The organism is Methylophilus sp. DMC16 (assembly GCF_056314045.1).
Genome location: NZ_JBQUZC010000001.1, coordinates 606,194 through 625,830 on the forward strand (window position 1 = coordinate 606,194; position 19,637 = coordinate 625,830).

Annotated in this window: 20 protein-coding genes and 1 tRNA gene; 7 read left to right on the forward strand and 14 right to left on the reverse strand. The window is 51.9% G+C overall.

All coding sequences use genetic code 11. From position 1 onward, the window contains the following. Positions 1-26: 26 nt before the first annotated feature. Positions 27-896, forward strand: coding sequence for a UTP--glucose-1-phosphate uridylyltransferase GalU (galU, locus tag ACT53D_RS02975; protein ID WP_194747895.1), 870 nt, complete (start codon positions 27-29; stop codon positions 894-896). A 5-nt stretch (positions 897-901) separates the two neighbouring features. Next, positions 902-1,456, forward strand: coding sequence for a hypoxanthine-guanine phosphoribosyltransferase (locus ACT53D_RS02980; protein ID WP_194747893.1), 555 nt, complete (start codon positions 902-904; stop codon positions 1,454-1,456). A gap of 138 nt (positions 1,457-1,594) precedes the next feature. On the opposite strand, the gene ACT53D_RS02985 is transcribed toward ACT53D_RS02980, so the two are convergent. After that, positions 1,595-3,046, reverse strand: coding sequence for an acetamidase/formamidase family protein (locus tag ACT53D_RS02985; protein WP_338654453.1), 1,452 nt, complete (start codon positions 3,044-3,046; stop codon positions 1,595-1,597). Positions 3,047-3,547: 501 nt separating this feature from the next. Between ACT53D_RS02985 and ACT53D_RS02990 the strand changes: the two genes are divergently transcribed. Next, a complete protein-coding gene (locus tag ACT53D_RS02990) occupies positions 3,548-3,934 on the forward strand; it encodes a BLUF domain-containing protein (RefSeq protein ID WP_476154416.1) in 387 nt (128 codons plus the stop codon). Between the two features lie 101 nt (positions 3,935-4,035). Here ACT53D_RS02990 and ACT53D_RS02995 read toward each other — a convergent pair. From ACT53D_RS02995 to guaB, 10 genes are all read right to left on the reverse strand, one after another. After that, positions 4,036-4,126 (reverse strand) — tRNA-Ser (locus ACT53D_RS02995). 114 nt (positions 4,127-4,240) lie between these two features. After that, complete coding sequence (locus ACT53D_RS03000; RefSeq protein WP_476146698.1) at positions 4,241-5,617, reverse strand: ATP-binding protein; 1,377 nt, start codon at positions 5,615-5,617, stop codon at positions 4,241-4,243. Positions 5,618-5,647: 30 nt separating this feature from the next. After that, positions 5,648-6,415: a response regulator gene (locus ACT53D_RS03005; RefSeq protein ID WP_194747880.1), complete on the reverse strand. Its 768-nt coding sequence runs from the start codon at positions 6,413-6,415 to the stop codon at positions 5,648-5,650. Positions 6,416-6,498: 83 nt separating this feature from the next. Next, positions 6,499-6,960 carry a Spy/CpxP family protein refolding chaperone gene (locus ACT53D_RS03010; protein WP_275355547.1) on the reverse strand — a complete coding sequence of 154 codons (462 nt, stop codon included), beginning with the start codon at positions 6,958-6,960 and terminating at the stop codon, positions 6,499-6,501. Positions 6,961-7,073: 113 nt separating this feature from the next. After that, entirely contained in the window at positions 7,074-8,669 is a 1,596-nt protein-coding gene (locus ACT53D_RS03015; RefSeq protein ID WP_275355546.1) for an ABC-F family ATPase, read from the reverse strand. 59 nt (positions 8,670-8,728) lie between these two features. Then, positions 8,729-9,331, reverse strand: a complete 603-nt coding sequence (locus tag ACT53D_RS03020; RefSeq protein WP_194747875.1) for a nitroreductase family protein — start codon at positions 9,329-9,331, stop codon at positions 8,729-8,731. A gap of 7 nt (positions 9,332-9,338) precedes the next feature. Next, on the reverse strand, positions 9,339-9,836 hold the full coding sequence (locus ACT53D_RS03025; protein WP_379075854.1) for a GreA/GreB family elongation factor: 498 nt from the start codon (positions 9,834-9,836) through the stop codon (positions 9,339-9,341). Positions 9,837-9,862: 26 nt separating this feature from the next. After that, positions 9,863-10,882 carry a tryptophan--tRNA ligase gene (trpS, locus tag ACT53D_RS03030; RefSeq protein WP_338654440.1) on the reverse strand — a complete coding sequence of 340 codons (1,020 nt, stop codon included), beginning with the start codon at positions 10,880-10,882 and terminating at the stop codon, positions 9,863-9,865. Positions 10,883-10,923: 41 nt separating this feature from the next. After that, entirely contained in the window at positions 10,924-12,531 is a 1,608-nt protein-coding gene (guaA, locus tag ACT53D_RS03035; protein WP_476146689.1) for a glutamine-hydrolyzing GMP synthase, read from the reverse strand. A gap of 116 nt (positions 12,532-12,647) precedes the next feature. Then, a complete protein-coding gene (gene guaB / locus ACT53D_RS03040) occupies positions 12,648-14,108 on the reverse strand; it encodes an IMP dehydrogenase (RefSeq protein ID WP_194747867.1) in 1,461 nt (486 codons plus the stop codon). 159 nt (positions 14,109-14,267) lie between these two features. Here guaB and ACT53D_RS03045 point away from each other — a divergent pair, with 159 nt between their 5' ends. Next, positions 14,268-14,735 (forward strand): DUF4124 domain-containing protein, encoded by a 468-nt coding sequence (locus ACT53D_RS03045; protein WP_275355541.1) that lies wholly within the window; start codon positions 14,268-14,270, stop codon positions 14,733-14,735. Positions 14,736-14,802: 67 nt separating this feature from the next. Here the strand turns inward: ACT53D_RS03045 and ACT53D_RS03050 are convergent, their stop codons facing one another. Then, positions 14,803-15,153, reverse strand: coding sequence for an RnfH family protein (locus tag ACT53D_RS03050; RefSeq protein WP_476154419.1), 351 nt, complete (start codon positions 15,151-15,153; stop codon positions 14,803-14,805). Beyond that, positions 15,153-15,587 carry a type II toxin-antitoxin system RatA family toxin gene (locus tag ACT53D_RS03055; protein WP_194747861.1) on the reverse strand — a complete coding sequence of 145 codons (435 nt, stop codon included), beginning with the start codon at positions 15,585-15,587 and terminating at the stop codon, positions 15,153-15,155. The genes ACT53D_RS03050 and ACT53D_RS03055 overlap by 1 nt, the downstream gene beginning before the upstream one ends. Positions 15,588-15,657: 70 nt before the next feature. On the opposite strand from ACT53D_RS03055, the gene smpB reads away from it, so the two are divergent. After that, the gene (gene smpB, locus ACT53D_RS03060; RefSeq protein WP_194747859.1) at positions 15,658-16,110 is read left to right on the forward strand and encodes an SsrA-binding protein SmpB; all 453 of its coding nucleotides are present in this window, start codon (positions 15,658-15,660) and stop codon (positions 16,108-16,110) included. A gap of 51 nt (positions 16,111-16,161) precedes the next feature. On the opposite strand, the gene ACT53D_RS03065 is transcribed toward smpB, so the two are convergent. Further along, positions 16,162-17,004 (reverse strand): NAD(P)H-hydrate dehydratase, encoded by an 843-nt coding sequence (locus ACT53D_RS03065; protein WP_476154421.1) that lies wholly within the window; start codon positions 17,002-17,004, stop codon positions 16,162-16,164. 131 nt (positions 17,005-17,135) lie between these two features. Here ACT53D_RS03065 and ACT53D_RS03070 point away from each other — a divergent pair, with 131 nt between their 5' ends. Together ACT53D_RS03070 and kdsA are read left to right on the forward strand one after the other, a co-directional pair. Further along, entirely contained in the window at positions 17,136-18,770 is a 1,635-nt protein-coding gene (locus tag ACT53D_RS03070) for a CTP synthase (protein ID WP_194747857.1), read from the forward strand. Between the two features lie 10 nt (positions 18,771-18,780). Then, on the forward strand, positions 18,781-19,620 hold the full coding sequence (gene kdsA, locus ACT53D_RS03075; RefSeq protein ID WP_194747855.1) for a 3-deoxy-8-phosphooctulonate synthase: 840 nt from the start codon (positions 18,781-18,783) through the stop codon (positions 19,618-19,620). Positions 19,621-19,637 lie beyond the last annotated feature (17 nt).

Sequence of the window (19,637 nt, forward strand, 5' to 3'; positions counted from 1 at the left end):
CTATTTTTATTTATTAGGATACGACCATGAAAAAAATTACAAAAGCAGTCTTCCCGGTGGCAGGGCTAGGGACCCGATTTTTGCCAGCGACCAAGGCTAGCCCTAAGGAAATGCTGCCTGTCGTCGATAAGCCGCTGATTCAATATGCAGCCGAAGAGGCGATTGCCGCTGGCGCAACCGAGTTAATTTTTATCACTGGTCGCAATAAACGTTCGATTGCGGATCATTTTGACAAGGCCTATGAACTGGAAGCCGAACTCGAGGCGGCTGGCAAGCAAAAACTGCTGGATATTGTGCACAGCATTCTGCCCAAAGGCGTCAGCTGCGTCTTTATCCGCCAGTCACAAGCATTGGGCCTGGGCCATGCCGTGCTTTGCGCCAAGCCTGTGGTCGGGGATGAGCCATTTTCAGTCTTACTTGCGGACGATTTGCTGGTTGGTGATGTATCCATCACCAAACAAATGGTAGACATGTATGAAGAGCAGCAATGCTCCATTTTGGGCATTGAAACGGTTGCACCGGAAGAAACCAGCAGCTATGGCGTGGTGGATGCCGTGGCAAAAACCGATGACTTGCTCGAAGTGAAAGGCATGGTAGAAAAACCAAAACCGGAAGAAGCGCCTTCCAACCTGGCCGTGGTCGGTCGTTATGTATTGAGCCCACGCATTTTTGAGTGCCTGGAGCACGTCAAGCCAGGCAAAGGCGGCGAAATTCAGCTGACAGACGGTATTTCTGCCTTGATGCAGTACGAGAAAGTCATGGCGTACCGCTACAAGGGCAAACGCTATGATTGCGGCAGCAAACTCGGCTTTATGCAGGCCAACGTTGAGTTGGGTCTCAAACATCCCGAAATCGCCGACAGCTTCAGAGCGTATCTGAAAACCCTGAGCCTCTAACGCGCATGGTTGCACCGCAGGATCAACCGCCGGCGCACTGGCTGGCGCAGTCGCAGGTGGTATTTACCGCAGAAGAGGTCAACGCCGCCATGGAGCGCGTTGCGTTACAGTTGCAGCAGCGCATGCAAGACCTTGCTAGCGAAAGCATCGTGTTGCTTTGCGTGATGCGTGGCGGCCTTTATCTGGCCGGTCAATTAATGGCGCGACTCAATCTGCCTGCACGAATAGACTACTTGCAAGCCAATCGCTATCACGGCACCGCTGGCCATGAAATTGTCTGGAGCAAGCAGCCCGAGTTAGACCTGCGTGACCAAACCGTGGTGATTGTGGACGATATTCTGGATGAGGGGATTACCTTGGCAGAAGTGGTGCGCTTTTGCCATGCGGCAGGTGCGCGCCACGTGCTCACCGCGGTGCTGACTGAAAAAGACAATGGCTTGCAAAAGCCATTGCAAGCCGATGTGGTCGGGTTGGTGGTGCCAAACCGCTACGTATTTGGCTGCGGCATGGACGTGTATGGCTGGTGGCGCAATTTGCCCGAGATTCGCGCTTTAATCTAGTCACTGCATGCCTTGCATGCGGCTTTGATCAATCCTGCTTTTCTCAAGAACGCTTCCATCTTCTTAAATAGATTTGCTAACGGAGAGGCGCGTTGCCTTTCCATTAGCAATTTATCAGGCTGATGCTCTGGCGCATGATCAATTTTTGCGCGGCGGGAAAATGCTTTTTTTCACCAACGCATGCACGCCCCAGTTGCCATCCACCACCTGCGTAATGCCAAAGTCAACCGCAATTGACATCAGTGAGATCGCCTCGTCTTCACTCAATCCTTGGGTAGTCATCAAGAAATCGCGCATTTTGCGGTAGGCATCGCGCAAGGCTAAATCGACCGAGGATTTGGCAAAAATACTATTCTGCGCATCTGGCCCCAAGTCCGCCAGGTAGTTTGGATAACTGAATCCATGAAGCAGCCATTCATCTTGCGTTTCCAGCAGTGGATATTTCAGGCTTTCCAGTGCCGTGCCGGGCAGGCTGGCTTTTTTATGCAAAATCAGCTGAAAAGTGCCGGTCAGAGAACACTCGATGGCCGTGCCACACAGCTCGGAATCGCCTTGTGACGCATGCGGATCGCCGACCGAAAATAAGCCGCCTGACACCGATACCGGGTAGTAGAGCGTGGCGCCTTTACCAATGCGCCAGTTATCTATGTTGCCGCCGGTGTAGTTGGGAGGAATCGAGTTGACCATGTCAGCTTCACTTGGCGCGACCCCCATAGTACCGAAGTGCGGACGGATAGGGATACGGACGTTTTTCAGTACATTATGATTTTCTTTGATGGTTTTATGGTCGACCGGGACGCCTGGGTAGTCAATGATGGGGTGCACAATTCCGAATGGATCGGTTTGTGGCGTCCAGCGGAAGTTATACACTGCGGACGCATAGTTTCTTTCGCCGGTCGCATCGACTTCATAAATGGTGATCACTTCACGTTTTTTCGGCTCCTCTATCGTGTCACCGTAATGAAATCCCCACCAGGCGGCAGCATTACTGCCAAAGGCCTTGCCCTTGTACAAGGGGTTAGCGCTAGGTCTGGGAGTGACATCCACAATGCGGACTTCCAGAATATCACCCGGCTCAGCGCCCTTAACTGCAATCGGCCCGGTACAAATATGGACACCTAAGCCACCCCCTGCGCCCACTTTGGCATTCATGGCGCCTATCCCGCGACGGTCTACTCCTTTGCGTTTGCTATCCCAGTAAAACACACTTTCTGCGCCCGCATCGCCTCTCACCATCCGTTCGGCATCATCATTGGCATGGTGGGTCAGGGTTTCCAGGGTCACATAGTCCCCAGACTCGACCTCAATTAACGGTTTGAGGGATTTACTGAAAAATCCCCAATGGACCGTTTTGTCATTGGCAGGGACATAAAAATGATTGGCGCGGCCCGTACCGACCTTGGGACTCTGGGCAAAGGCGTTTGACGACATGGTAATCCCCATCGCGCCAAGCGCGGCAGTGGTGCTGCCGACGGCAAAGGCATCTTTTAAAAAAGACCTCCTTGCCTCGTGAAACTCTTCTTTGATGTGTGCTTCATTACCTGGGGTAACGCCATGCTGACAACCGGGACTACAAGTATGCTCTGACATATTGAAAGACTCCACTGGGTTAAGAATGTGCAAGTGAGCCCGTTAACATGGCGCTGCTAGGCGTGATAGTCGTTGGCTCAAGGAACAAGGCTTGAGAGCGGCTGAATGACGGATAAGAGGTGTGCATGCCGCCTATTGGGGGCTGGCTGAATATGGGGAAGTGTGCTCTATGACCTGTTACTCTTACCACCGATCTCGCGGGCTTGAAGAAAAGAGAAACAGAAGCGCTGATCACCATTGCACGGTTTACTGCCAAGCTTGTTTGCTACTATGCTCGCACCGAAGTCATCGTTGATTAATACGTTAAACAACGTAGTCGAGCTTGATGCAGTACCAGGCAGTTATTGATGCCATGGGGCTGTAGGATCAGTCAGGACGGGTCTTGCGCGCTTGCTAGAACTGTTGCGACGATCAGACGAGATCAAACATGACGCTTTAAATATATATATTTATCAATTATTTATCGAATATCATTAAGTATCTCAAAACATGAGCACAGCCATGAAATTTGTTCTGTATACAAGCGTATTAAACCAAGAGCACTACGACGTATTGGTGGTGCCTGAGATCGTTAAAACTGCGCGTGCTGCAAACAGCCGTGATGGAATTACCGGTGTATTACTGTTTGATGGCTTAAATTTCACGCAATATTTTGAAGGAGAAGCGTCCAGTGTCGATGCGCTGCTAGCGAATATCCTGCGTGATCGGCGACACAAAAATATCGTGAAGATCCTAAGCGGTGATCTGCCAGGGAGGCTATATGGTGACTGGGGAATGGGCTATATTGATATCAGTGACAATCAATTTGATATGGCTGCATGTCTTGCTGCGGTTGATTTTTCTGTAGACAGCTTCAAGCAAAAAATGAGTCAACTGGATGTCGAGTAGTATGGTTGTTCTAAGCAAGTAGAATGAATGGGTGAACATTAAACAGGCGTGAATAAAATGTCATCGGAATCCAGCTACGGATTTCTCATGCCTGAGATGACTGGCGGAGAAGGGGGGATTCGAACCCCCGATACGCTTTCACGTATGCCTGATTTCGAGTCAGGTACATTCAACCAGCTCTGCCACTTCTCCGGGAGGTCTTGCGTAATCATTGCGACCAGCAAGCCTTGATAAGGGCGCTAGTCTACACTGTGGTGGCCTCGCGCTTCAACAAAAATATGCAAGCAGTGTTACGCAACGGCTGATTTAGTTCAGTGGTAGCACAATCTGCACGACCAGGCCGGTTTCAGGGGCTGTCTTGTTGTTCAATGCCATTTTTCCACCGTGTTTTTCAACAATCATTCGTGCAATGGCCAGGCCGAGGCCGGTGCCACCGGTCTGGCGGGAGCGGGAGTCCTCCAGGCGCCGGAACGGTTCCAGCACGCTGGTTAGGGCAGATTCAGGAATGCCTGGGCCATTGTCCGAGACGGTACAGATGACTTGTTTACCTTTGACTTGAATGGATAAGGCAGGCGTTTTTGCATAGGCAATGGTATTGTTGAGCAGGTTGGTGAGACAGCGTGTGAGCAAATGGGCTGAGCCCATGACGGTGATTGCCTGTTCGGGTAGTTTTTTTTGAATGGCTTGGCCTGCGTCTTCAAAGTCGTCGCAAACAGCCGTTGCCAGGGCGGTGAGATCCACTTTGTTTTTGTGGATGTTTTCACCGCAGAGGCGCGCAAAATCCAGTCCTTCCCGGACCATTTCCTGGGTGGCGGTCAGATCTTTGATCAGTCCCTGCTTGAGTTCTGGGTCTTTGACTTTTTCGAGGCGCAAGCGCAGACGGGTCAACGGTGTTTGCAGGTCATGCGCGATGGCCCCCAGAATAAAGCCACGCTCCTGAATATGCTTGAGGATGCTGCGTTGCATTTCATTAAAGGCTTTGGCGGCATGGCGGACCTCTGTCGAGCCTTTATTTTCTGGCAGCGGCGGGTGCTCGATATTATGGGCGAGCTGCAAGGCCGCATCGGCCAGTTTACGCAGTGGTCTGGTCGCCACGGAGGCTACGGTCCAAATGATCAGCAGTAAGCCGAGGAAGGCCAGTAAAATGGCTAACGGGTTGCGTTCGTGCGGTGGCGGTGGTCTATGGCCGCCATAGTGCAGAGTGATCAGTACCGGTGTCTGGTCTTCAAGGTGGGTATAAATGGCCAGGCATTGTCCATGGGGACGGGGAGGCGGTGAAAAACCCATCGTAGGCGGCGGGAGTGGCATGCGGCGTGGAGCACAATTACTGAGGGGCACCAGATCAATCATGTCTGCCACTTCTGGCACCAGCAAGGTATTCAAGTGCGCCAGTTCTGCGGGTAAGGCGGGCACCTGTGAAGGTTTGTTGGCGCCAATGGTGACGCGGCTGCCCATACGCTTAAACACATCTTGAATTTCGACGCGTTTTTCGGGGACGGTGGCTTCAAGTATGCGCACCATGCTCTCAATACGGTCAAAGGCAAATTGGTCGCGCATGCGAGATTCATTTTCTTTAAAGTCCCGCTGGCCCAGCATCCTGACCGTGGTGGCGGTCAATAGAATACCGATCACCGTGATCAGGAAAATACGAACCGACATGGTGCCTAGCCATTTTTTCATCATCTTGTGTATCCGGTCATTGAATGTCACACATCATTTAATGTAACGCACTTCGGCGGTGAGTAAATAGCCTTCGTTGCGTAGCGTTTTGATCATGGATGGATTCTTAGTATCCACTTCAAGTTTCTGTCTTAATCTACTGATTTGTAAGTCTATTGACCGGTCAAATGGACCCGCCTCTCGGCCATGCATTTCTTCCATGAGCTGATCACGGCTCAAGGTGCGGTTGGCATGCAGGAGCATGAAACGCAAGAACTTGAATTCGGCATTGGAGAGGGGAATCCGCGTATGCTGGCTGTCGACCAAGGTACGGTTTTGAATATCCAGAGTCCATTCGTTAAACTCAATGAAACGCAAAAGAGCGTGATCGGTCTGCCATTCGTGATCGGGTTTGCCTGCGCTCTCCAGCATCATGCGCGACCGTCTGACCACGCTACGGATACGCGACAGCAGTTCCAGCGGCTCAAACGGTTTGGCAACGTAGTCATCAGCCCCGGTTTCCAGGCCCATGATGGTATCCAGAGAGCTGGTTCTGGCTGTGAGCATGATGATGGGCAGGAGATGGTATTTGCCGGACTCGCGCAGTTCACGGCAGAGCTCAATACCACTCCGCTGCGGCATGTTGATGTCGAGGATAATGACATCAGGCATGCGCTGCTGCAACGCTTGCCACATTTGTGCATGATTGCTGGCTTGTTGTGTGCTGAGTTGATTATCCTGCAAAAAGTCGCACAATAAATCACGGATGGCATCGTCGTCATCTACGACAAGCACATGGGTATCAGGATGGCCGTCAGTCATAAAAGTGTCTCGGACTTGCAAGGGGAGTATTTGAGCACAAAAACCGGCCATTGGGGCCGGTGAGTCTGTGAAACGCGCTGAGATTATTCACGCACAGGTTTTTCGTGATGCGCATTGGCATGATGCGGATGTTGCGGTAAGGCATTTTCATCAAATGCTTTCTTCTGTGCATCATTCAGCTGGGCATAAAATGTACGGATGGCTTTGGCACGTTCAGCCTGACGTGCATCACGCGCTTTATCCCAGGCTTCCATTTTGTCCAGGCGTTGCAAGGTATTCAGTTTGCTTAACTCTGCAAAGTCCGGATGTTCCTTGTCTTGCGGTTTGATCTGTGCCTGATAGGTTTTCCAGGCATTTTCCTGTGCGCTTGTCAGTTGCAAAATGGTATGCAATTTTTCCTGATGCTGTTCAAAGTGCTCCAGGCGCTGTGCTTGCCAATTGGCAGGGTCAAATTTGCCTTTACCGCAATCATGGCCATGCTCGGCAAAGGCGGTTCCGCACACCAACACCAAAAGCCCCGCGAATACCAGTTTGTTCAGTTTCATGATGGATCCTTTCAATCACCATTGCGAATTTGCAATGATGATATTAAAACACCCGATTGTATCGGGTGTTTGTCAGGGGTGGTCAGCTGTGTAACGGAATGTATCGTCAGTTTTTAGGCAATCCCCTGGCTGGCTAAATAGTCTTCATAGTTGCCGGTAAAGTCGACAATGCCATCCGCCTTGATTTCGATAATACGGGTGGCAATCGAGCTGACAAACTCACGGTCATGGCTGACAAAAAACAAGGTGCCCTTGTATTTGTCCAGTGCCGTATTCAGCGCTTCAATCGACTCCATGTCCATATGGTTAGTCGGTTCGTCCATCAGCAAAACATTGGTTTTCGCCAGCATCAGTTTGCCGTAAAGCATGCGGCCTTTTTCACCCCCGGACAGCACTTTGACTGATTTTTTAGTGGCTTCGGTCGGGAACAGCAAACGGCCCAGCATGCTGCGCACGGTGTTGTCATCATCGCCTTGCTGGCGTTGCTTGGTCATCCATTCAAACAAGTCTTCACCTTCTGCAAACTCGTATTCATGGTCTTGCGCAAAATAGCCCAGCTTGGCTTTTTCTGCCCATTTGACTTCGCCATGCTTGGGCTGCAAATCCCCGGCCAGGCAACGCAAAAAGGTGGTTTTACCAATGCCGTTTTCACCAATGATGGCGACTTTTTCACCTGCTTCGAAGATCAATTCCACGTTGTTAAACAAGGGTTTGTCAAAGCCATGGCCGAGTTTCTTGAGCTCGACGGCATTGCGGTGCAGCTTCTCTTTGTCGTCAAATTCAAAGCGAATAAACGGATACTGGCGGCTAGAGGGTTTAAACTCTTCGACCTTGATTTTATCAATCTGTTTGGCGCGGCTGGTTGCCTGCTTGGCTTTAGACGCATTAGCAGAGAAGCGACGGACAAAGTCCTGCAAGTCTGCAATCTGCTGTTTGGCCTTGGCATTGTCCTTGGCTTGCTGATTACGTGCGGCAATGCTGGCTTCCATGTAATCATCATAGTTACCTGGATAAGAGGTAATCTTGCCGTAATCCATATCACAGGTATGGGTACAGACCTGGTTTAAAAAGTGGCGGTCGTGCGAAATAATGACCATGGTGCAGTCACGATTATTGACCACATCTTCCAGCCAGCGGATGGTGTTGATGTCCAGGTTGTTGGTCGGTTCGTCCAGCAATAACACATCCGGATTTGCAAACAGAGCTTGTACCAGCAGCACACGCAACTTCCAGCCTGGGGCTACGGCGCTCATCGGGCCATTATGTTGCTCCAGGGGAATGCCTACGCCTAACAGCAATTCGCCAGCACGTGCTTCGGCAGTATAGCCGTCATACTCTGCAAACACGCCTTCCAGTTCGGCGGCACGCATGTAGTCGTCCTCGGTGGCTTCGAGGTTGGCGTAAATCGCGTCACGCTCTTGCATGGCTTTCCACATTTGCTCGTGACCCATCATGACCACGTCCAGCACGCGCTGGTCTTCATAGGCAAATTGGTCCTGCTTCAAAAAGGCCATGCGTTCGTTCGGGTCCAGGCTGACGTTGCCACTGGTAGGCTCCAGCACCCCGGCCAGGATCTTCATAAACGTGGATTTACCACAGCCATTGGCGCCAATCAGACCATAACGGTTGCCATCACCAAATTTGACGGAAACATTTTCAAACAGTGGCTTGGAGCCAAACTGCATGGTGATATTGTTCGCAACTAACATGCAAGAACTCTCAATCAATAATTAAAAAGGTGCGCCTGCTTTCAGGCATCGTAATAGAGCTAAAAACGGTTATAAATGACGACTTCATCCATGGCCAATTGGCCGCCACGTGGCTTGGCTGCTTCGAGGGCTTTCCCTACCACGACAAACATCACGGGGACATGATCTTCAGGCAAGTTGATTAATTTGGACACAGCCTCAAAATCAAAACCATCCATCGGGCAGGTGTCATAGCCCATTTCTTTGGCGGCCAGCATCAAGGTCATGGCTGCCATGCCGCAAGAACGCATGCCTTCATCGCGTTGTGCCAGAGGTTGATCAGTGTAATAGCCGTGAATGGCCTTGACCAGATAGTCACTGACTGGCTGCGGCGCGTTCACCCAGTAGCGGGCAGGGTCTTTTTCCCAGGCCTTTAAATCCGCAGTCAGGATAATCAGCAATGAGGCATCGGTGACTTGTGCCTGGTTCCAGCTCACCGCGCGGATCTGATGACGTAACACCGGGTCAGTCACGACCACAAAACGCCAGTGCTGGATGTTAAAAGCGGTCGGGGAGAGCATGGCCAGCGACAAGAGTTGCTGGATTTCTGCCTCGGTCATGCGGTGTGCAGGGTCGTAGGCTTTAATAGAGCGGCGTTGTTCAATTGCTTGGGAAACGTTCATCGTGTTTTCAGTATTTAATGTCTAAAATATCCAGTGACAAGGGACCCGCAGGCCGTTGCCAGACCGTGGTGTCACCGACTTTACGGCCGAGCAGGGCTTTGGCCACGGGCGAAACATAGCTGACTTTGTGCTGCGCAATGTCTGCCTCGTCTTCTCCAACAATCTGGTAAGCCTGTTGCGCCCCCAGTTCGTCTTCTACGGTCACGGTCGCGCCGAAGAGCACCGTATGTTGCGGCTGTTGGACGGGATCCACCAGTTGTGCGGTTTCCAGCCGTGCGACAAAGTAGCGCAGGTCGCGGTCTATCTCGGCCAGCTTCTGTTGCGCGTTGGGATCTTCCTTGCGCGCACTAAAGTGCAAGCGGTCAGCTTCCAACGCTTTCACTGCCTGCTGCAATTGTTGCAAGCCTGCAGGCGTGACGTAATTGACATGCGCACTGATGGGGCGTTCCGGTAAATCGGTGCCCGCCAGTTCCAGATCGTCTTCTTTGACAAAGCCCCGGCTCATAGGTGAGGTGTGGATGCCTGCGCCATTTAAAAGTAATTCAGGCCTAGCGCCGCGCGCACTTCGCTCATGGTTTGAGCGGCGACTTCACGCGCTTGCTCGGTACCTTCGCGCAGCAACTGCAAAATGTAGCCTTTGTCATTGGCCAGTTCGGCCCGGCGGCTACGAATGGGTTCCAGCATTTCCTGCAATACGGCTTCCAGGCGTTTTTTTACAATGCTGTCTGCCAGTCCACCGCGTGTGTAGTGTGCTTTTAACTCGGCGACCGCCGCTTTATCCGGGTCAAACGCATCCAGATAGGTAAAGGCAATATTGCCCTCTACATGGCCAGGATCTTCAATCTTCAAATGCAAGGGATCGGTGTAGACGCGCTTGACGGCTTTGGTGACTTCGTCTGCGCTTGCACCCAGATTTATCACATTACCCAGGGATTTGCTCATCTTGGCTTTACCGTCAATGCCAGGCAAGCGGCCGAGTTCAGGCACCAGCGCCTTGGTTTCAACCAGAATCTCTTGCTTGGTTTGAATGTTTTTATAGGTGCGGTTAAAGCGGCGCACGATTTCATTGGTTTGCTCAATCATGGGAATCTGGTCTTCGCCCACTGGCACCAGCGTTGCTTTAAAGGCCGTAATATCGGCTGCCTGACTGACTGGGTAGGTGAGGAAACCGGCAGGAATGTCGCGCTCAAAATCACGCAGGCGTATCTCTTCTTTCACCGTCGGATTGCGCTCCAAACGCGCCACAGTGACCAGGTTGAGGTAGTAAAAGGCCAGCTCAGTCAGTTCAGGCACTTGCGACTGGATAAATATGGTCGACAGCTTGGGGTCTATACCGACTGCCAGATAATCCAGCGCGACTTCCACCACGTTGCGATGCACCTTGTCGATATCATCCATATTGTCGGTCAGCGCTTGCGCGTCGGCCAGCATGACATACTGTTTGTATTCATGTTGGTATTTGACACGGTTGCGCAAACTGCCGACAAAATGGCCCAAATGCAGCGGGCCAGTCGGGCGATCACCAGTAAGGATGATGGATTTAGTGCTCATTTTTTGTTCTCAGTGTAGGCCGTCAGAATAATGTTTAAAGCTTATTCCCACTCAATGGTTGCGGGAGGTTTGCCGGAAATATCATAAACCACGCGGTTAATGCCGCGCACTTCATTAATGATGCGGTTAGACACTTTGCCCAGCAGGCTATAGGGTAATTCCGCCCAATGTGCAGTCATGAAGTCGCTGGTGACCACGGCACGCAAGGCCACCACATAATCGTAAGTTCGGCCATCGCCCATCACGCCGACAGACTTGACCGGCAGAAACACGGTAAATGCCTGACTGGTGAGGTCGTACCAAGTCTTACCGCTGGCGGCATCTACGGTATTACGTAACTCTTCAATGAAGATGGCATCTGCACGTTGCAGTAACAAGGCATATTCCTGTTTGACCTCACCCAGAATGCGCACGCCCAAGCCCGGGCCAGGGAAGGGGTGGCGATAAACCATGTCGCGGGGTAAGCCGAGCGCGACGCCCAGTTCACGCACTTCATCCTTAAACAGGTCACGCAATGGCTCCAGCAGCTTGAGGCCTAATTGTTCTGGCAAGCCACCGACATTGTGGTGGCTCTTGATGGTGACCGCTTTTTTGGACTTGGCGCCGCCCGATTCAATCACATCCGGGTAAATGGTGCCCTGTGCCAGGAAGGTGGCGCCTTTGTGACCGGCACCGCTGGCCTTGAGCTTAGCGGCTTCGGCCTTAAACACTTCAACGAATTCTGCGCCTATGATCTTGCGCTTGGCCTCCGGGTCACTGACGCCAGCCAGTTTACCCATGAATTGTGCAGAGGCATCCACGCGGATGACTTTGGCGTGCAGACGACCAGCAAACATGTCCATCACCATATCGCCTTCATTCAGACGCAGCAGGCCGTGATCGACAAAGACGCAGGTGAGTTGGTCACCAATGGCACGGTGTATCAGTGCGGCTGCCACGGAGGAGTCTACGCCTCCAGATAAGCCGAGAATGACTTCTTCATCGCCAACTTGTGCCTTGATTTTTGCAACGGCTTCGGCGATATAGTCACCCATGATCCAGTCTGCCTTGGCCGCGCAGATATCCAGTACAAAGCGCTCAAGCATGGCCTGGCCTTGCTTGGTGTGGGTGACTTCAGGGTGAAATTGCACCGCGTAAAACTTGCGGCTTTCGTCAGCCATGGCGGCGATGGGCGTGGTGTCGTTGCTGGCGATCACTTTGAAACCGTCAGGCAGTTCGGTGACCTTGTCGCCGTGGCTCATCCAGACGTCGATCAGGCCGTGGCCTTCAGCGTTGGTGGCATCCTGAATGTCGCGAAACAGGGCAGAGTGGCCACGTGCACGCACTTGGGCGTAGCCAAATTCGCGTTTTGCACCTGCCTCAACCTTGCCGCCTAACTGCTGCGCCATGGTTTGCATGCCGTAGCAAATGCCCAGCACAGGTACGCCTTGTTCAAACACGGCTTGTGGGGCCTTGTCAGTTTCTTCTTCGTAAACGCTGGCGTGGCTGCCAGACAAAATGATGCCGTCAGCACCGAAATTGCGGACAAATTCATCGGACACATCACAAGGATGAATTTCGCAGTAGACATGCGCTTCGCGTACACGGCGTGCAATCAGTTGGGTGACCTGGGAGCCGAAATCTAGAATCAGGATTTTTGAATGAGACATTTGTTTAGCCACAGAGTGCACAGAGGACACAGAGTCTTAGAGAAGTCATTTCTCTGTGATCTCTGTGTCCTCTGTGGCTTTGATTAAATGGATGAATTCGCGTTTATCAATAAGGGTTAATCAATACGGTAATTCGGTGCTTCTTTGGTAATCTGCACATCATGCACATGCGACTCGCGCATACCGGCACTGGTGATTTGCACAAACTCTGCCTTGTTACGCATTTCTTCAATAGAAGCGCAGCCCACATAACCCATGGAGGCACGCAAGCCGCCCATCAACTGATGGATCACGGCAACGACACTGCCTTTATAAGGGACGCGGCCTTCGATGCCTTCAGGCACCAGCTTGTCGGCGTTGGCCGTGCTGTCCTGGAAGTAGCGGTCAGAAGAGCCTTTTTGCATGGCGCCTATCGAGCCCATGCCGCGGTAGGATTTGTAAGAGCGACCTTGGTACAACTCTACTTCGCCAGGCGCTTCTTCAGTGCCTGCAAACATCCCGCCCAGCATGACGTTGTACGCGCCTGCAGCAATGGCTTTGGAAATATCGCCAGAGAAGCGAATGCCGCCGTCTGCAATAAATGGCACGCCTGATTTTTCGAGGGCTTTAGCCACATTGCTGATGGCTGTGATTTGCGGCACGCCGACGCCAGCTACGATACGAGTGGTGCAGATAGAGCCAGGACCGATGCCCACTTTGACACAGTCAGCGCCATGATCCACCAAGGCCAGCGCGGCTTCTGCCGTGGCAATATTGCCACCAATCACTTGCAGTTTTGGATAGTGGGTTTTAGCCCATTTGACGCGATCCAGTACGCCTTGTGAGTGACCATGCGCGGTATCTACCACAATGGCATCGACACCGGCTTCAACCAGTGCGGCAATGCGTTCTTCAGTGCCGTCACCCACGCCCACTGCCGCGCCGACGCGCAAGCGGCCTTTTTCATCTTTACAGGCCAGGGGGTGATCTGACGATTTTTGAATGTCTTTAACGGTAATCAAGCCTTTGAGCTCGTAGTTTTCACCAATAACCAGCAAGCGCTCAAGACGGTGTTTATGCAGCAAGCCCATGATTTCTTCGCGACTGGCGCCTTCACGCACGGTGACCAGACGGTCTTGCGGGGTCATCACATTGCTGACGGCTTGATCGAGATTGGTTTCAAAGCGCAGGTCACGGTTGGTAACAATGCCGACCACCTTGCCATCTTGCAACACAGGCAAGCCTGAAATTTTTTGCTGTTGGGTGATATTCATCACCTCGCGCACACTCATGGCCGGGTGGATGGTGACCGGGTCAATGACGACGCCGGACTCGAAGCGTTTTACGCGGGAGACGCGAGAAGCTTGCATCTCTACCGACATGTTTTTGTGTATGATGCCCATGCCGCCCAGTTGCGCCAATGCAATGGCCATGCGTGCTTCAGTGACCGTGTCCATCGCAGCAGATAGCAGGGGAATATTTAAGGTGATGCTCTTGGTAAGCTTGGTGCTGAGATTGACCTCGCGCGGCATCACATTCGAATGTGCGGGAACGAGTAAAACGTCATCAAAGGTAAGAGCTTGTTGCAACAAACGCATGTGAATTCCTTATCTCCAAAATATAATTATACCGATTTCACTTTGCCTTGACAAAGCGTTTTGCGTTTTTGCAGTTCTGTTTGCTGATGTCTGGCATGGTTTGTGCATGAGGCCTTTACTTAACCTTTTTCTAAGCAAGTGTGGGTTTATCAAATGAGAATGACGTTGAGATGGATGTTGATGCTGGGCTTGTGCTGGGCCATGCAGGCGGCTGCCGAGATTTATAAATGGCGCGATGAAAAAGGCATTATGAATTATTCGGATACGCCTCCTGTCGCCGGTCCATCCACGCAAAAAATCAAGGCGACGACGGTGCCAGCGGATACGCCACTGACGCGATCCGACGCCTATTCGCGCGAGCAAATGAATCCGGCCAAACAGAAAATGCCCGAGAACTCAGCCGGGCAGAATGCGTCCCCAGAAGCTGAAGCGCTCAAGGCGATGGAAGCGCGTCAAAAAGCCCAAAATTGTGCAGCAGCCAGAAGCAACTATCGCAACTATGCCGTGGGCGGCCGCATGCAGAATGTGAACGAGAATGGTCAGCGCGAATATCTGTCAGATGAGCAAATTCGTCAGGGGCTGGCAGCCGCGCAGCAAGAAATCGACGAAAATTGTCCACCCGAGTAATGCATCTTGATGGTGTTGATCAGAAAGCCTGCAGTTTTGTCAGTGCGCTGAATGGTGCAATACGTAACTAACGGGAATTGGCCCGCTTGGCCGTGGCTGTTTTCAGTTTAGTGGCACGCTGACGGCGCATTTCTTTGGCGTTCGCAATCAGCGGGCGATAAATTTCTACCCTGTCCATCGCTTTTAGTGGCCTGTCGTGGCTGACTTTTTTGCCAAAAATGCCTAAGGGTAATTCTTTGCTTGCGGTCATCTGGTGTTGTTCCAGAATGCCGGACTGTCGCACGGCCGCGATTGCAGTGGTGCCTGGCGGCACCACGAGTGTGATCAGCGTTTGCGACGTTGGCAGCGCATAGACCACTTCTATATTAAGCATCCCAGTGTGTTCTTCAGGCATGGCTGGCGTGACCGGTTTGCTCATTACTTGAGTTGGAGCTTGCCAGCCTGTTTGACGAAGCTGTCGACGAAGGTGTTGGCAATATGGCTGAACACTGGCGCAATCATGCGTTCAATCAGGCCGTTGGCAAAGACATATTCAAGCTTGAATTCAATTTTGCAGGCATCTTCACGCAGTCTTATAAAGTGCCAGTGTCCACTCAGTTGTTTGAACGGGCCATCCACCAGCGTGATTTCCATGCGGTGAGGGAACTGTTTGTGGTTGCGTGTTGTAAAGTGCTGCTGTATGCCGTGGTAACGGATGTGAATGGTGGCCTGGGTCACGGTATCCGTGCGCTCGATGACTTGGCTACCGCCACACCAGGGTAAAAAGTCAGCATAGGTTTCAACGGCATCAACCAATTGAAACATCGCTTCACACGAATGCATGACCAGCACGGTTTTTTCTACTTGAGCCATTGCGTCAGAACGAAAGTCGGTTTTGAGTTAAAATGCTATTTTAAGTGATTTAAGCCCGCACAGCAGCGTTATGACTATCGCGCAAAACAAAAAAGCGTTTTTTGACTATTTTATTGAAGAAAAGTACGAAGCCGGCCTCGTGCTCGAGGGCTGGGAAGTCAAGGCGATACGCGATAACCGTACCAACCTCAAGGAATCCTACGTGGTGGTCATGCGTGGCGAGTTGTACCTGATCGGTTGCCACATTACGCCGCTAGGCTCGGCATCCACCCATGTGCGTCCCGATGCGATCCGTACACGCAAATTGCTGCTGCACCGCGAAGAGATCGACAAATTGATCGGTAAGGTCGAGCGTGCAGGGTACACCTTGGTGCCGCTGGACATGCATTTCACCCGCGGACGGGTAAAAGTGCAAATTGGGTTGGCTAAAGGTAAAAAACAACACGATAAGCGTGATGCTGAAAAAGAGCGCGACTGGAAGCGCGAGCAAAATGCGCTGATGAAAAACAAGATGAAGCGTTAAAAGTGACGCGAAATCAAGTGCGCTTAGCAAAGGCGAATCTTTAGAAAAGGGTTAAGTTTTTAAAAGCGCCTGCAACACGGCCGGAATCATCCCGGGCAAATCTTCTGCAATCAATCCCACTCCAAATAAACGCGCGGCTTGCGCATGCATCCAGGTGGCCGCCGCACATGCTTCGAATGCGGGCATGCCTTGTGCCAACAGACTGGCAATCATGCCCGCCAGCACATCGCCAGCGCCTGCAGTCGCCAAGGTCGGTGGTGCTTGTTCGTTGATCAACACCCGGCCTTCCGGCGTGGCAATAATAGTGTCGGCGCCTTTGAGTAAAACAATCGCCTCGCAGGTTTGTGCCGCCGTCATTACTTGTGTGATACGAGTGGGTCTATCATGCGCCGCACTCATTCCAAAAACGCTTTTGAACTCGCCTTCATGCGGGGTGAGCACGCAGCTTGCACCTATCGCTTGCTTGAGGGTGTCTGCCTGACCGGCAAAGTTCGTCAGGGCGTCGGCATCGATCACCACCGGTTTGCCTGTGGCTAACATGGCAAGGGTGGTGAGTCTGGTGTCTTGTGAGATGCCTGCGCCGGGGCCAATTAAATAGCTACTCACGCGGGTGTCTTCAAGCAGTGTCTGTAATTCTGCGGCATGCGCATAGGGTTTCACCATCACGCTCAATAGCGTGCTGGCATAAATTGGTAGCGAAACTTCTGGGGCTGCAATCGCCGTCATGCCTGCCCCGCATCTGGCCGCCGCCATTGCTGCGAGGCGGGCTGCGCCAGTGACCGGGTAGCCACCCTGGATCAGCACATAGCCACGGCTATATTTATGGCTTTGCGCATGCGGTTGCGGCAATAATGGTTGCCACAGGGCTGGAGCGTTTGTTTGAGCGTCATACATGATGGAATTGTATGCGTAAGCGCAGGCCTTGGCGAGTCGCTGCCAGATTTAATGCCTGACTTTCATTGTGGGAGAGGGGGCTTTACGGTAAAATGTTCTCCCGTCTGTAACAATCTCAAAGTACCTGATCCATGACCAAATATGTATTCGTAACCGGCGGTGTTGTTTCTTCTCTTGGAAAAGGTATCGCGGCCGCCAGCCTCGGCGCCATTCTCGAATCGCGTGGCATTAAAGTGACCATGCTGAAACTTGATCCCTATATCAACGTTGACCCCGGCACCATGTCGCCATTTCAGCACGGCGAAGTGTTTGTGACCGACGACGGCGCGGAAACCGATCTCGATCTTGGTCATTACGAGCGCTTTATCAGCAGCAAGATGTCCAAGCGTAACAACTTCACTACTGGCCAGATTTACGAAACGGTGATCAAGAAAGAACGCCGTGGCGAATATCTGGGTAAAACCGTACAGGTCATTCCACATATTACCGATGAAATCAAGGCACACGTGAAACGTGGTGCTGAAGGCGCGGATGTGGCGATTGTCGAAGTGGGCGGTACGGTCGGCGATATTGAGTCCTTGCCGTTTCTGGAAGCGATTCGTCAGATGGGGATTGAAGAAGGCAGAAACAACGCCTGTTATATCCATCTGACCCTGTTGCCATGGATTCCAACCGCAGGTGAGCTGAAAACCAAACCCACCCAGCACTCGGTGAAAGAATTGCGCGAAATCGGTATTCAGCCGGATATTTTGATGTGCCGCGCCGAGCGTGAAATCCCTGAAGACGAAAAACGCAAGATTGCTTTGTTCACCAATGTGGCTTTTGAGGCGGTGATTAGTGCCATTGATAGCGATTCGATTTATAAAATCCCCGGCCTGTTGCACGCGCAAATGCTGGATGAGATTGTTTGCCACAAACTGAATATTCTTGCCAAAGCAGCGGATTTGTCTGCCTGGCAAAAAATTACTCACGCGCAAGCCAATCCCAAAGAGATTGTCGATATCGCATTTGTCGGTAAGTATGTCGATTTGACCGAGTCATACAAGTCGCTGACCGAAGCGCTAATACACGCCGGTATTCACACCGAGTCCAAGGTCAAGATTCACTACATCGATAGCGAAGACATTGAGAAAAGTGGCACCGATAGTCTCAAAGGCATGGATGCGATCCTGATTCCTGGCGGCTTTGGCGTACGTGGTACCGAAGGCAAGATTGCGGCTATTCGGTATGCGCGTGAAAACAAAGTGCCTTACCTGGGTATCTGCCTGGGCATGCAATTGGCCGTGATTGAGTATGCGCGTAATGTCGCAGGGCTTAAGGATGCGAACAGCACTGAATTTAACCCTGGCACCGAGCATAAATTGATTGGTCTGATTGACGAGTGGCAAGATGCTTCCGGCAAGATCGAGAAGCGTGATGAACACTCCGATCTCGGTGGCACCATGCGTCTGGGTGCGCAAAGCTGTCCGATTGTGCCGAACACGTTGGCCGCCAGCATTTACGGCAGCGAAGTTAATGAGCGTCACCGTCACCGCTATGAAGTCAACAACCACTATGTGGACCAGTTGAAAGACGCCGGTCTGGTCATTTCTGCACGCACGCCGCGTGAAGAATTGTGTGAAATGATTGAGTTGCCACAGTCTGTGCATCCGTGGTTTGTCGCGTGCCAGTTCCACCCCGAGTTTACGTCTAACCCGCGTGCGGGTCATCCATTGTTTAAAGCCTATGTGCAGGCTGCGCTGGCACAAAAAGCATCCAAAAAATAAGGAATGTTGAATGAAATTATGTGGTTTTGACGTTGGTCTCGAACATCCTCTGTTTCTGATCGCGGGCCCCTGCGTCATTGAATCCAAACAAATGGCAATTGATACGGCTGGCCAGTTAAAAGAGATGGCTGCCCGCGTGGGGGTGCCATTTATTTATAAATCTTCTTACGACAAAGCCAACCGTAGTTCGACCAAGACTTTTCGTGGTTTTGGCATGGAAGAGGGCCTGAAAATTCTGGACGAAGTGCGTGCCCAGATCGGTGTACCGATCTTGACCGACGTGCATACCGAAGAACAGGTGCCTCATGTGGCCGCGGTGGTGGATGTGTTGCAAACCCCGGCTTTTCTGTGCCGTCAGACCGACTTTATCGTCGCTTGTGCCCAGTCTGGCAAGCCGGTCAATATCAAAAAAGGCCAGTTTTTAGCCCCTGGTGACATGAAACAAGTGGTCAACAAGGCTAAAGAAGCCAACGGTGGTGCCGACAATATTATGGTTTGCGAACGCGGTGCTTCGTTTGGCTATAACACGCTGGTTTCTGACATGCGTGGTTTGGCGATTATGCGTGAAACACAGTGTCCAGTGGTATTTGATGCCACCCATTCTGTCCAGCAACCAGGCGGGCAGGGCGAGAAGAGTGGCGGTCAGCGTGAGTTTGTGCCGGTGTTGGCACGTGCAGCAGTGGCAAGTGGTATTGCCGGCGTCTTTATGGAAACGCATCCTGACCCGAGCCAAGCTTTGTCTGATGGCCCGAACGCCTGGCCCTTGGGCAAAATGGAGGACTTGCTGCACTTGCTGGTCGATCTCGACAAGCTGGTCAAAAAAGCCGGTTTCGCAGAACAAACCCTATAATTTTTTTCATCTTAGAT